Source organism: Nostoc sp. DedQUE04, from assembly GCF_034530995.1.
Lineage (GTDB): Bacteria > Cyanobacteriota > Cyanobacteriia > Cyanobacteriales > Nostocaceae > Nostoc.
Genome location: NZ_JAVRCA010000046.1, coordinates 54,057 through 67,684, shown reverse-complemented (window position 1 = coordinate 67,684; position 13,628 = coordinate 54,057). Strand labels below are relative to the sequence as shown.

The window sequence follows — 13,628 nt, the reverse complement described above, 5'->3', positions numbered from 1 at the left end:
TTTTCAACTCAGCTTTGCTGGGTCGTTTTTTGTTGCTTAGTCTAAACTCCAGTTGAGTTAGTTAAATCTATTAAATGTTTGCTTGCTGTCGCTGATATAATGACCAATACAAACCCTTTTGTTGCAACAACTGTGAGTGAGTACCACGTTCGGCAATCACGCCTTGCTCTAATACCAAAATCAAATCAGCACGTTTAAGGGGAGCAAAGCGGTGAGCAATCAGAAACACGGTACGGTTGGCGGAAATTTTTTGCAGGTTTTGCAGTACTTGTTGTTCAGTTTCACTATCCAAGGCACTAGTAGCTTCATCCAAAACTAGAATCGGCGCTTGGGAAAGAAATAGCCTTGCTAGGGCAATGCGTTGTCTCTGTCCGCCAGATAAAGCTGTACCGCGTTCGCCAACATTGGTTTCGTAACCGTAAGGTAATTGACTAATGAAGTCGTGTGCCACGGCTAATCTTGCCGCTTCTACTACTTGCTCTGCGGTAATGTCAGGACTACCGAGAGTGATATTTTCCAAAATAGAACCATTGAATAAAAAGTCTTCTTGGAGAACTACACTAACTTGTTGCCGCAGTGAGGCTAAATCGGCACTTTTTATATCAAAACCATCAATCAGGATGCGTCCTGATTCAATTTGATAGAGGCGTTGTAATAGTTTAGACAGAGTACTTTTCCCAGAACCGCTACGTCCGACAATGCCAACAAACTGCCCTGGTTCGGCACTGAAAGAGATTCCCCGCAGAATTGCTTCAAAGTTCGGGCGGTAGCGGAAAAATACTTGCTCGAAGGTGATTTGTCCTTTCAGGGGTGGCAAAACTAAGCCAGTTCCCAGTTCAGCTTCTGGGGAGACGTTGAGAATATCACCAATGCGATCTACAGAAAGTAGCACTTGTTGAAGGTTTTGCCACAACTGTACTAAGCGCAAAAGCGGGCCTGTGACTCTACCAGACAACATTTGAAATGCAACAAGCTGTCCAATTGTGAGCTTTTGTTCGATGACTAACTTGGCTCCATACCAGAGAATCAGCATGGTGGACAAATTAGTGAGAAAGTCACCAATGTTGCTGCTGATATTGGAGGTGGTAGAGGCTTTAAAACCTGTGCGAATGAAGCGGGCAAATAAGCCTTCCCAGCGATCGCGGGCTACTGGTTCGGCTGCATGGGCTTTAACGGAGTGAATTCCCGTCACTGTCTCTACTAGAAACGATTGACTATCGGCACTCCGGTTAAAAGTTTCGTTGAGCCAGTTACGCAGAATTGGTGTTGCAACTATCGTCAATGTGGCAAATAGCGGCAGTACTGCTAAGGCCACAAAGGTGAGTGGAATATTATAGTAAAACATCAATGCCAGGTACACCACAGCAAAGATGCTATCTAGAATTACAGTTAATGCTGTACCTGTGAGAAACTGACGAATTTGTTCGAGTTCCTGGACTCTTGCTACTGTGTCTCCGACGCGTCGCGACTCAAAATAAGCTAATGGCAGACGCATCAGATGGCGAAATAGCTGCGCTGATAAACTCAAATCCAGACGGCGAGCTGTATGGGTAAAGATGAATAAGCGCAGAATACCCAGTACGGATTCAAATATGGCTACGCATAAAAGTGCGATCGCCATCACATCGAGAGTCGGCAAACTCCCCTGCACCATCACTTTATCAATGACGACTTGGGTAATTAGCGGTGTTGTTAACCCCAAAAGCTGCAAGGTAAAAGATGCTAACAATACTTCTGTGAGCAATCCCTTATACTTCCAAACTGCTGGGGTAAACCAACTGAGGTTAAATTTTTCTTGCTGGGATATCAGTTCTACTTGCCACAATTGTCCATCCCAAGACGCCTCAACTATGGACTGCGGCAAGCTTTCACAAGTCCGTTCGGGATTTAGAGGGTTAGCAATAATTAAGCGATCGCCTTTAACTCCATAAGCCACCACCCAGGATGGACTCTGGGGTGAGTCAGAATTCCACAGCAATAAAGCTGGAAATGACAACTGTCGCAACTCACTCCAACTCACTTGTAACCGCCGCAACACTAACCCTAACTTTTCTGCTGCTTCCACAACCTGTTTTGGGCGTTGTCCTCTAAGTTGACGCTGCACCCATTCCAGTTGCACAGAATTTTCTAACTGTTGCGCCACCATTGTTAAACAGGCAGCAGCGGTATTCCAACTGGCAACAAACGGATAAATTGCAGCGATTAAATTGGCGGCTGGGAGTCCTTTTTGTGGTTGGAGGCTGTGGGGGCTGGAAGTCCCGTCTGAGGCTGAAGTTACTGAAGGAGTGCTAGAGAAGGAAAATGTTTCCCTTTGTCCCTCCATCTCTACTGGTAACGCTTGCCAAAATTCCTGAATTTGTGGATGAGAAAATTCTGCCCACAGCGCAGTATCCCAATAAACTACTATCACTTCTTTACTAGCAGCTACAGCTTTAAAATCCGCAGACAGCTTTTGGAAGTCGCCAAACCAATCCCCTACATCTAGGGCGGCTATTGGTTTACCAACGCCCTCTTCTCGCAAGCGGACTTTCCCAGCCACAATTAAAAATTGATAGCCACCGACATCGTTTGACCAGATTTTTTCTCCAAGACGATACTGGCGGGTTTGGCACTCATTTTCCAATCGGGATTGTTGTTCGGGAGTCAACCAGGATAGCGGTGGCTGATTCCAAGGCAAAGAAGCTAGCACTTTTAATCTTAAAGATTCATTATCCAGAGTTTTTAACTCACTTGTAACTTGACTGTCAGTTTTTGAATTTTCTCTGCTAGCCATTTTTCAAACAACTCATTTTGTAGTGCTTGCTGTAGTTGAGTATCTTCTAAAGACGCTGGTAGAAATTGTTCTACTCGAAACAAACCATAAGGCCCTTCTCCTTGGGGAGAGTCTTTGCCAACGATTTCTATTGGACCTATCAATTGTCCAGGATTGGCCACATCAATAGCTGCCCGTAATATATCCGGCATACTACCTCGGCTGACGATTCCCATCATGCCATTCACAATTCGGTCATCTGAAAGGGAATACTCTTTAGCTAGTTGCTCAAAACTACCTCCTTCTTCTATTTGGGTTTGGAGTTCGTCTGCTAATTCTCGATTATCAACAACAATCCGGGAAAGTACTACCCGATCCAAGAAAATCTTGCGTTCAATAAAATATTCTGGGAGTTTTGTTTGTGTCACTACAGCTTTCAGCTTTTCTAACTTGTAACCAAAAGCAACCGATGTGTGAAAAGTAGCGTAATCTGTATTATTTGTCTTTAACCATTCTTGAAAACTTTGGGGGTCAGTGAGTTTATTTTTCAGCCTAAAGTCAATTATTGACTGTTCAGTTATTGCGGTACCAATTTCAATATCATCTCGTGTTCGGATTTCTTCTTCAATTACGTACTGCCGGAGAATATCCCCAATGAACTGTCCCAATTTTCCAGACGCTTGCAGGTACTTTACTGCTTGCTCTATAGAAATTATTTGGTCATTAATTGTCAAAAATGATAAAGATTCCATGAACTAATTATGTGAAAATGGTTAATCACTTATAGTACTTTTTTATTAAATCATATAGAAATAATCTGGTTATTGATGGATAAATATGATAAAGATTCCGTGAACTAATTACATCTAAATGGTCAAAAAATTATATAGCTAGTAAATAAAATAATTTGCCACGATCACTTTTACAGTCTAACGGGGACAAAACAGGATTGAAAATATCATTGATAGCGTAGTAGTAACGGCAGATTAGTTATTTTCTAGCAATGCCCCACTTAAATAGAGTAATTATTTCTTTCCAGTCTAGTTAATGAAACTTATCCATGTCCAAGCAAGTAGTACAGATGCGATCGCACCGATTAATGTATTAAAAATATTTACTACTTCATTGGTCAGCCAGTTATACTTAGATTGCAGTGTTGCGCCAATCACACTTTCTAGGTTAGTGGCAATGAATGCTGCCAGCACACACCAAGCGACTCCCAATAGATCGATTAAACCAACTCCCCAACCCACAAATGCGATCGCTACAGAAGCCACAATCCCCGCTAAAGTTCCCTCCAAGCTTACCGCTCCTTCTGTACCGCGAGGCACTGGTTGAAGTGTGGTAATCAAAAAGGTGCTTTTACCATAAGCTTTACCAACTTCGCTAGCAGTGGTGTCAGCCAGCTTTGTACTGAAACTCGCTACATAGGCTAGCAATAATAGGGACTGGGGACTTGTACTGAGCATTGCCGAAGTATTGGGGATTAGAGACTGGGGATTAGGTACGAGGAATCCCGAATTTATTATTCCTACTCCCAAGGCACACAGTGCCCCAGTCAAAGCCGAACCCCAAACATTTTCTGGGCCTCTTGCCCCAGAACGCTTTTCGGCAATTCCTTCTGCCTCCTTCTGCGCCATACCAATGCGGGTAACGCCAGAACCAACCAAAAAATAGAACATTACTACTGCATATCCTTGCCAGCCTAGAGTTACCCAAATTAAGATGGCCAAAAACCAGGCGTGGAATAATCCAGCAGGGGTAAGTAGCTTTTTGGGAGCAATCCAAGCTAAACCCAATAAAATTGTGTTTAATACTACTGCTACTAACCAGGGATTTACAGAATCAATTGAGGATGACATCAGCAATTAATCATGAGTAATTTTGTCTGAATATCAACAGAATAACGAATTTGTGATGCTTAGTGCTTTATTTTTGAAACCTCTCTAAGTAAAGTAATATGTTTGTATTATTAAGTAAATTGCGCAGGCATCGCTCTGAAAGCTGAGTGTCAAACCATCAATGATGTCTTAGATAGACACTGAAATATTGACTAAAGAACGTAGATTAAACAAAATACAAAAATTATTTTGAGTTAGGTAGACTCTTCTCCGTTACCGCAGATTAGAGTAGCTGAAGTATTACTTAATCCCCAATCTTAGTCATAAGGATAAAGAATATAAGTTAATGTCAATAAAAACTGTGTTCAAGTTAACTATAATAAAAATTTAATAAAATAAATTGTAGATAGCATCAACTACTAGTCTTTTTAATACCAGCTATGAGCCAAACTTTATTCCATCTAGCTTTCCCTGTAACTGACATTGCCCAAACAAAAGCATATTATGTAGATGGTTTGGGTTGCATTCCTGGTCGTGAAAACCACCATGCCCTGATACTCAATCTCTACGGTCATCAATTAGTGGCTCATGTTACCAAAGAACCTTTGGCACCGCAACAAACTATCTATCCCAGACATTTTGGGCTAATTTTTACCCAAGAACGTGACTGGCAAGACTTACTAGAAAGGGCACAACAACAACAGCTACTTTTTCGTGAAGAAACCAAAAATCGCTTTGTTGGTTCTCCTCTTGAGCATCGCACTTTCTTTTTAGAAGATCCCTTTTATAACCTCATGGAGTTTAAGTATTATCGTCACCTAGAGGCGATTTTTGGGAGTTACGAACATACGCAAATTGGGGATAGGACTTAAGAAATTCGTAATTCGTAATTCGTAATGACGCTCGCGGACTCGCTAACGCTGCGCTAACGTAATTCGTAATTAAAGATGAATAAATCGAGCGTGGCAAGCTTTCTGGTTACTGACTGGATGCTTTCTCAAGGAAGGGTAGCTTAATAGGTTTTGCTAAAGCTGCTGTGACTACCGCTAAACTCCTGGAGTCTGTCAGCATCCAAGGGTGTAGAGTAACTGGTACTATTACTTGGCTTCCTACGGGCATTTGTGAACTATTTGCTGGGACAATCATCAAATCATAAGGTGTCCAGATAGACGTAAAATCTAACTGGCCCAACATTACAGCATCAGAATTTAAATCTTTGAGAAAAATGCTGTCGGGGCGCATTTGTAGGCAACCAGGACGACGGGAACCATAAGCAACTACAGTTCCATAATGGGGCGAAGCGATGGTAATAAACCGCTGCACGCGGTTAATTCCTCCTAATCGCTGAACATAGTAACGGCTGACAATTCCTCCCATACTGAAGCCGATTAAATCTAGACGTTGTTCTGGTGCAAAGGTCGCTGTAACATAGTCAGCTACTTGTTTTGCCAATTCATCAAGACCCACATCACCATTATTAGGAACTAGATTCAGGCTATATACAGACCAACCCTCTAGTCTTAATTGAGTCGCCATTCTATGGAAAACTGCCTCTGTATCGTCAATGCCGTGTATTAACAAAACGGGATTGCGTTGTTGATTTTCAATGTTCATTTACAAAATCTGGCTGAATTAAGGGGTGTATTTCACTTTTGTAGGTACATACTGCTCTACAAACTGAAGTTATTGCTTTTCGGATTCTTTCTTTATAAAAATATTGTGGCAAACAAAACTGAAATGCTTTCAAAAATAGTTTGTATAAAATTTAACGAATTTATCTTGCCATCTGCCATTTGGCTATGACACTCTTCCCACTGGGTGAGAGCAAACTGCTTGTTTAACTTCAATTGGGTATTTAACAAACAAAGAAATGTTAATTATTGTAAAGCTTGCTTTCAGAATCTTGCTCTTAGCTACAGTAAAATTTAATAATTAATTCTCGGTGTGTGCAGGTTGCAAATGCTTGCAATAGAACATTTGCCCTGTGGTTTTACTACAATGTTAATTAAGCACAAGCCTATAAGGGTTGTCACCAGAGCGAGGTGACACTAAGTAGATAATGTAACATTTTGTCGTAATTTTTAACAATTACGGTCGAGTTCAAAATATAAAAGGTAAAAGGCAGGAGTAATTGTAATGGATTTTATCAAAAAGTTAATTTCGGGTATTCAGGGTTTTCTTGGCGGTATTCTGGGTTTCATTACTGGATTGTTACCAGGGAAGAAGAAAAGCAACGGCTACTTCTTAGAATTGGACGAAGCCAAAGATGCTGCCAAAGATGCTGCTAAAGAGGTAGCATCGAACGCAAAGAAAGTAGCAGAGACAGTTACATCGACAGTTGCATCGAATGCTAAGAAAGTAGCAGAGACGATTACATCAGATGCACCAACTCCATCTAAACCAGATTCATTGAACGGAACAAAAACTGCTGCGGCTAAGACTAAGGCTAAGGAGAAATCAGCTAAAAATCCCAAACCAGCCGACGTTCAACTAGTCCAGACTGCTGAGGGTCTGAAAGTTGAACCGGGCAAAAAAGAAAAAGCCGCAGCCGCCAAAGTCCTCAAAGAGGAGCCAAAAGAAACTACCTTTGCACCAAAATATCTTGCTCCCTCGGCTACTAGTTCTAATGGTCGTCGTCGTCCAGGGGCGAATATGAGTGCTTATCTAGACATGGCACGTCAGATTAAAACACCTAAATAATTCATAGAGACCGTAAATTTACGGTCTCTATAGATTAAGCGTGAAGATGCAAGGTTAAGATAACTTTGCCAGTTGTAGATGGGGGAACTCTCCAAAGTAAGAGCGATCGCTTAATTTTATCCACTACAACTGGATCTTTTAGGGTGGAGGTTTCCTCATCCAAAACTACCCGTTCTACCCGACCTTTCTTGACGGTGAACTCAAAGACGATTTCACCACTGAAGCCGGAAGGAAAGTTTAGTTGCTGAAGGTGTCGGGTTAGATCAGCAATTTCTGTGTCATCCAAGCCAGTAACGCTGATGATCTCTAACTGATGGTTGATGGCTGCGTCTAATATTTCATCTTGTGCCATCTCCTCTAAATCAAAGTTCAAAGATATCTCGACTTCTTTGGCTACTGGGGATTGTGGCGATCGCTTTTGCCGAAGAAAATCTGGAGCTTCTGCTGAAGCTGGCGCTGATAAGGTTAAGAATTCCATTTGATCCGCAAAACCACCAGCCGGAGCATTGCCAAACACTCCTTTGTAACTAACTGCTTCAGGCATTTCCACTGGCATTTGCATAGATACATATTCGCTTCCTGGTTCAACCCGCACGTCATCACTGACGGCAACAAAAGCAGTGTATTGAGAAAGTAGTTGATAAGTTAAGGCTGTTTCTGTCACCGCTTCTACACCAGCTTTAGTTTCAAAGCTCACCATCTGATTCATCAAGTCTTTGATGCAAGCACGTCCCCATAACTGGGCTACAGCAAGATTTCCTGTTTCTTCAAATTTGAGGTGAAAAGTTTTTTCGTAGTCTTTACCGCCCGCAGCAACGCCGGAAATTTGCAGATTACCTCCGACTCTATCTTGCTTCCGACCAAACAACACTAATGGTTGTTCGCTGAATAAATCAGGCGCTATTGCTGGGTAAATAACAGGCGATTCTGTCTCACCCTGCCAAGAAATTTGAATATTTGTGAGTACCGGGTTGTTAATTTGCCTGTAAAACTTTTCGGCAACTTCTTCTGTGGGTTCATCATGACGAATGATTTGGGATATTCCCCGGCCAATTTCGGCGATGCGATTTAGTAAGAAACGGTTGACTGAACTACCAGCACCAAAACTGTAAAGGCGATTTCCTGGTTGGAGGTGCTGTTGTACTTCTGCTAAAATCTCATTTTCGTTGCCGATATAGCCATCAGTTAAGAGTACAACGCTGCGCAATCTTCCGACTGGTGTAGGGAAATTTATGGCTGTACGAATGCCACTGAGCATTTCTGTGCTGCCATCAGCTTGTAAATTGTTAATGTAAGCGATCGCTTTGGTACGATTTTCTGCTGTATTCGGTAGAGGTTTTTTTGATAACTGTCTGACTCTATTGGAAAAATCGATAATTGTGAAAGTATCGTTGGGATTTAACCCATTAATAAATCGCCGCATCAATTCCTGACACTTCCATAACGGATCGCCAGATTGTGAACCGGAAGTATCCACCAAAAATACGACATCTTTGGGAACAATCTCATCAGTGGAATATTCCAAAGCTGGAATCAGATATATGGCAAAATGTCCGCCGCGATCGTCGGCTTGGCTTAATACTGTGCATTGAGTTTCTTTACCAGAAACTTGATAGCGGAGAATTAAATCTTTGTTGGGAATTGTATCTTCTCCAGCTAATTCAATCCGCACAATTTGACCTGAGTGTTCAATTTTTAATTGATGTGAAGGAGAACGTAGTTCAGAAATTGGTAAACCTGCATCAATTTCGACTGTGACATTAATATTGTGACGCGATCGCATTCCTTCTAAGACTACAGGTGGTGTAATGCGAGAAGCATCAGGAACTCGATCTGTATCACCGCTACCATCTATCGGCATTCCCGGAATATATCTTGGCCCCACCACCATCAGGAAAACAAATTCGTAGTTTCCCGCCTCAAATTTTAAACTTTCGGTATAACGAATTATGACATCAATTTGTTCGCCAGGTTTGATGTTAGCGAGAGATTGGGTAAAGATGTTGTCTCGTTCTTGTTCTAGAAGTCCGGCGGTGCGTCCTTCTTGTTTGGCTTGTTCATAGATTTGTTGTGCTTCTTCACGTTTTTTTATATTACCTTTGATGATGCGATCGCCTATTTTGATTTCCATGTCATCCACCGCCGCCTCATCAGGTAACGGAAAGATATAGACTGCTTCTAAAGGCTGCGTGAAGGTATTTTCAAAGCTTTGAATGACATCAACTCGTGACAAGTTACCTGCAATTTTTGCTATAACCTCTGTATGCTTGAGTGGAAAAACTAGTTGCTCTCCTTGAGGCGATTGAACATACAAACCCCCTAGATGTTGTTTTTTAGCACTTACTATATTCATAGAACACTCCTATTTGATTTGTGAACTTACTTTTTAAAGTAGGCAATAAGTAACTTAATTACGAATTACGAATTATTTAACAAACACCAGTCCACTATACAAATGAAAAGCTGAATCCCAATTAGTCTGTTCTCTACGAAACAGATCGATGTGAGACTTGATATGACTCAACATTTCTGTTTGATCTAATGTTGTATCTGCAAAAGGCGTGAAATCTGACCAGATTTTGACTTGAGGTAGTTGCTGGTCAATCCAACTTGATAAACTATTCCAATTAATTCTGATTGTATTTTGGCTAGCTTGAGGAATGATTTCTAAACCTTGCTGGAATTCATAGCCATTATCATAAAATCGGAGAATAGAACGCCTACCAGGTATGTGTAAATCACAAAACTGAGCATAGTCTTGTGTTTGGGTTTTCCATTCCAGTTTACGGCGAGCATCAACATCTACAACTTGTTCAAAAATGGGCAAAAGTCCTATTACTCTCGCTGTGACTTCTGACCAGTCAAAGGTGAGAGAACCAAGTTGATTGACTTCGTTTCGGCAAACAACAGTAGCTTGTGGGGTAGATGCTTGGAAATGTTTGACTTGATAAACTTGAATTTGCTGAATTTGCGCTATTGTTGCCCAAAAGCAAGGAATACCAGCCTGCTGTAGCTGTTTGCCATAAAATTTTAGTTCTCCTACTTGGCCAGTGCGGTACAATCTCCAGCCACGACTTGGGAGTACCAGCCGTGCAGTATAGGGATCTAGCTGCATAATCTGGGCGAATTTTCGAGATGCTTCTGTTTTCATCTCGATACTGAGTGGCTCTAAGACTAGTACGCCAAGTTCGGTGTTATTTGGTTCAGATTTTGCTTGGGAAATAGCTCTTTGTCTTTCTTCTAGCTCCATTTCTTGTAGGCGTCGCAAACCTTGGCGTGCGAGCGTTACTATTTTGGCGTTCCTTGTATCTCGCAGCAATTGCCGATAAATTTGTTCTGCATCTTGGCGCTTTTGGGATACTTCATGGAGCCGACCGAGATAATATTGTACCCAAGGATTTTCGGGTGATTCTTTTTGCAGCTGTTTGAGTAATTTAGCTGCTGTTTGATAATCTTTATGCTCAAAGGCGATCGCAACTTGCTCAATCATCACTTACTCTAAATACACGCTGGAGTGATGTCTCGCGCAAAAGTAATTTTGCGTGAGCTATAAATCATTTATACTTCACAACTTGCGGTAATCAAGGATAATGCTACTACTGGGGCTGTAACTGCTCTCAGGATGCGGCGACCAAGGGAAACGGGTTGAAATCCGGCTGATTTGGCATTCTCTACTTCTTGTGTTGTCCATCCCCCTTCTGGCCCAATAGCAATGACAATCTCCTCAGAGATGCTACTCAGCACTTTGTTTAAATGGGGATACTCTCCGCGAGCCTCACAAATATAACGGTGACTTGTCTGATTCGCGGTGACAGCAGTATTAAAAGCAACAGGCTCTAAAATTGTCGGCACGAATGAGCGTTCTGATTGTTCGGCGGCTTCGGCTGCGATACGCCGCCAGCGTTCGAGCTTTTGAGGGCTAGGATGAAGTAAAGTGCGATCGCTCAATACTGGTGCAATACAAGTTACTCCCAACTCTGTACAACACCGCACCACTTCATCAAATCCATTGCCTTTGGGCAACGCTACCATCAGCGTAATTGATACAGGTAATTCTGTTTCTACTACAAGCGGTTCTAAAACCTGTGCTTGTTCCCCTGTTAGCTGCGCTAACCACCATTTTCCTTTACCATCCATTGCAATAAAGCGATCGCCTTCACGCAAGCGCAACACACGCCCCAAATAATGCTGCTGTTCTTTGGTGAGTAAAATTTGCCCTTGTTGAAATTGGGAGGGTGCGATCGCAATTCTTTGCAGTTGAGACATGGGATTTTGGAATTTCAAGAATATCAAATCAAAGATGGACACAGATAAATCCATCTGTGTCCATCATGGTTTAATTATTTATTCGGCTTACGAAAGATTCTGGAAGTAAACCTCTAGCGCTTCAGTAACTAACTGAGTCATCGGCTTACCTTGACTTTCTGCTACTTCTTTCAACTTGCCATAAACCTCTTCTTTCAAATTGACTCGATGACGCGATTTGTTTGCACCATTAGCTGTTTGCGGTTCGTAGCTAGCAGCAAATTCGCGGATGGCATCAAAACCAACGCGATCGCAAAAATCACCAAACTTTTCTTTCGATTTGCGAGATTTCTTAAAGTAGACAAAAATCGGCTCTAAGAAGGTTTCCAAGTCATTATGGTGCAGCTTTTCTATGTAAGGTTGCGCCAGTCGAGTTTGATTTGCCGAACCCCCTAACCATAATTGGTAAGATTCTGGGGCGCTACCGACAAAGCCCAATTCTGCTAAGTAGGGACGAGCGCAACCGTTGGGGCATCCAGTCATCCTTACCACAAAATGCTCTTTTTGTAAACCAACTTTATCCAAAAGGGCGCGAACTCTTTCCAAAATACCCGGTATTGCTCGTTCTGATTCCGTGATTGCCAAGCCGCAAGTGGGCAAAGCCGGACAAGCCATTGCATACCGTACTAAAGGTTCGATTTTACTGGGGTCGTCTACGACACCGTGACGGCTGAGAATGTCTTGAATAGCTTGCTTGCTATCTGGTTCGATATCGTAAAAAATCAGGTTGTGGTTGGCACTCAGGCGGATGTGTAAGTTGAACTGCTCGACAATTTCCCGCAAAGCGGTTTTCAGTTGAAACGAACCTTCATCTTTGATTCGACCATTGTCAATGGAAATTCCTAAGAATAGCTTGCCATCACCTTGTTCATTCCAGCCGAGGAAGTCGTAATATTTAAACTCTGGCAGTGGTTTGAAGGCTTCAATTGATTTACCGAAATATTCTTCAACTTGAGTGCGGAATTTTTCTAAGCCCCAATCGTTAATTAAATATTTTAATCTGGCATGACGACGGTCGGTGCGATCGCCATAATCTCTCTGGGTCGCAACAATCGCTTTCACAATGTCGTAAACGTCATCTTTCGCCACATAACCGATGGGGTCTGCTAACCTAGCGAAAGTTTCTTCTTTACCGTGGGTTCTACCTAAACCACCACCAGCAAAAATATTAAATCCTTCTAATTGCTTCTTTTTATTGGTAATCACTACCAATGTCAGGTCTTGAGAATATAAATCAATCGAATTATCCCCTGGCACCGTCACGCAAATTTTGAACTTGCGGGGCATATAGTACGTGCCATAAATCGGTTCTTCGTTGTCATGGATAATTGTCCCATTCCCATTGCGTTGTCGCGCCGCCTTCACCTCTGGGTCTTCTTCAGCACTAATTGCTTTTTCGCCATCTAACCAAATTTCGTAATAAGCGCCTGTCTGTGCTGTCAGCAAGTCAGCGATATTCTGGGCATAGTCCCAAGCATACTGATACTCTGGGCGATTCTTAAAAGGGGCTGGTGGTGCCATCACGTTGCGGTTGATGTCGCCGCAAGCTCCCAAAGTCGAACCCAGGTTCTTGACAATCGTGGCAATTGCTGATTTAAGATTCTTCTTTAAAATTCCGTGCAGTTGGAAACCTTGACGCGTAGTTGCTCGTAACGTGTGGTTGCCATACTCATCAGCTATTTTATCTAAAGCCAGATACAGCTGCGGCGGTACTAAACCACCCGGATTTTTTGTCCGCAGCATAAACTGGTAATCTTTTTCCTGTCCCTTGGTGCGGTTGTCGCGGTTATCCTGCTGGTAAGAACCGTGATACTTCAAAAGCTGTACCGCATTTTCAGTAAAATGGGTAGTGTCTTGAAGGATCTCAGTTGCTACAGGTTCACGCAAAAAATTACTATTTTCCTTGATCCCTTCTACTTTGGAAGGCTTACGGCTAGCGATGGGGGAAGGAGCAGATTTAACCATTAGACTTGTATAGTATTCTCAATAAAGCATTAGTAGACGCCGAATCAGCACCCTTCGGCTAGTTT

Annotated in this window: 10 protein-coding genes; 2 read left to right on the top strand and 8 right to left on the bottom strand. The window is 42.3% G+C overall.

Annotated features, from left to right (window positions below; all coding sequences use genetic code 11):
• Positions 1-70: 70 nt before the first annotated feature.
• The 3 genes from RM049_RS26285 to RM049_RS26275 form a co-directional block, all read right to left on the bottom strand.
• The gene (locus tag RM049_RS26285) at positions 71-2,773 is read right to left on the bottom strand and encodes a type I secretion system permease/ATPase (protein ID WP_322706250.1); all 2,703 of its coding nucleotides are present in this window, start codon (positions 2,771-2,773) and stop codon (positions 71-73) included.
• The gene (locus tag RM049_RS26280) at positions 2,722-3,504 is read right to left on the bottom strand and encodes a peptidylprolyl isomerase (RefSeq protein ID WP_322706249.1); all 783 of its coding nucleotides are present in this window, start codon (positions 3,502-3,504) and stop codon (positions 2,722-2,724) included. Before RM049_RS26280 ends, RM049_RS26285 begins: the two co-directional genes overlap by 52 nt.
• A gap of 288 nt (positions 3,505-3,792) precedes the next feature.
• Entirely contained in the window at positions 3,793-4,614 is an 822-nt protein-coding gene (locus RM049_RS26275) for a TIGR00297 family protein (RefSeq protein ID WP_322706248.1), read from the bottom strand.
• Positions 4,615-5,033: 419 nt separating this feature from the next.
• Here RM049_RS26275 and RM049_RS26270 point away from each other — a divergent pair, with 419 nt between their 5' ends.
• Complete coding sequence (locus RM049_RS26270; protein ID WP_322706247.1) at positions 5,034-5,465, top strand: VOC family protein; 432 nt, start codon at positions 5,034-5,036, stop codon at positions 5,463-5,465.
• Positions 5,466-5,571: 106 nt separating this feature from the next.
• Here the strand turns inward: RM049_RS26270 and RM049_RS26265 are convergent, their stop codons facing one another.
• Positions 5,572-6,207, bottom strand: coding sequence for a triacylglycerol lipase (locus RM049_RS26265; protein ID WP_322706246.1), 636 nt, complete (start codon positions 6,205-6,207; stop codon positions 5,572-5,574).
• 522 nt (positions 6,208-6,729) lie between these two features.
• Here RM049_RS26265 and RM049_RS26260 point away from each other — a divergent pair.
• Complete coding sequence (locus RM049_RS26260) at positions 6,730-7,293, top strand: hypothetical protein (protein WP_322706245.1); 564 nt, start codon at positions 6,730-6,732, stop codon at positions 7,291-7,293.
• A 34-nt stretch (positions 7,294-7,327) separates the two neighbouring features.
• Here RM049_RS26260 and RM049_RS26255 read toward each other — a convergent pair whose 3' ends face one another.
• The 4 genes from RM049_RS26255 to sir all read right to left on the bottom strand — a co-directional run bounded on the left by RM049_RS26255 (position 7,328) and on the right by sir (position 13,563).
• Positions 7,328-9,646 carry a VIT domain-containing protein gene (locus RM049_RS26255; protein WP_322706244.1) on the bottom strand — a complete coding sequence of 773 codons (2,319 nt, stop codon included), beginning with the start codon at positions 9,644-9,646 and terminating at the stop codon, positions 7,328-7,330.
• 72 nt (positions 9,647-9,718) lie between these two features.
• Positions 9,719-10,783, bottom strand: a complete 1,065-nt coding sequence (locus tag RM049_RS26250; RefSeq protein WP_322706243.1) for a tetratricopeptide repeat protein — start codon at positions 10,781-10,783, stop codon at positions 9,719-9,721.
• Positions 10,784-10,851: 68 nt separating this feature from the next.
• The gene (locus RM049_RS26245; RefSeq protein ID WP_322706251.1) at positions 10,852-11,559 is read right to left on the bottom strand and encodes a 16S rRNA (uracil(1498)-N(3))-methyltransferase; all 708 of its coding nucleotides are present in this window, start codon (positions 11,557-11,559) and stop codon (positions 10,852-10,854) included.
• An 87-nt stretch (positions 11,560-11,646) separates the two neighbouring features.
• A complete protein-coding gene (gene sir, locus RM049_RS26240) occupies positions 11,647-13,563 on the bottom strand; it encodes a sulfite reductase, ferredoxin dependent (protein ID WP_322687633.1) in 1,917 nt (638 codons plus the stop codon).
• Between the last annotated feature and the right edge of the window lie 65 nt (positions 13,564-13,628).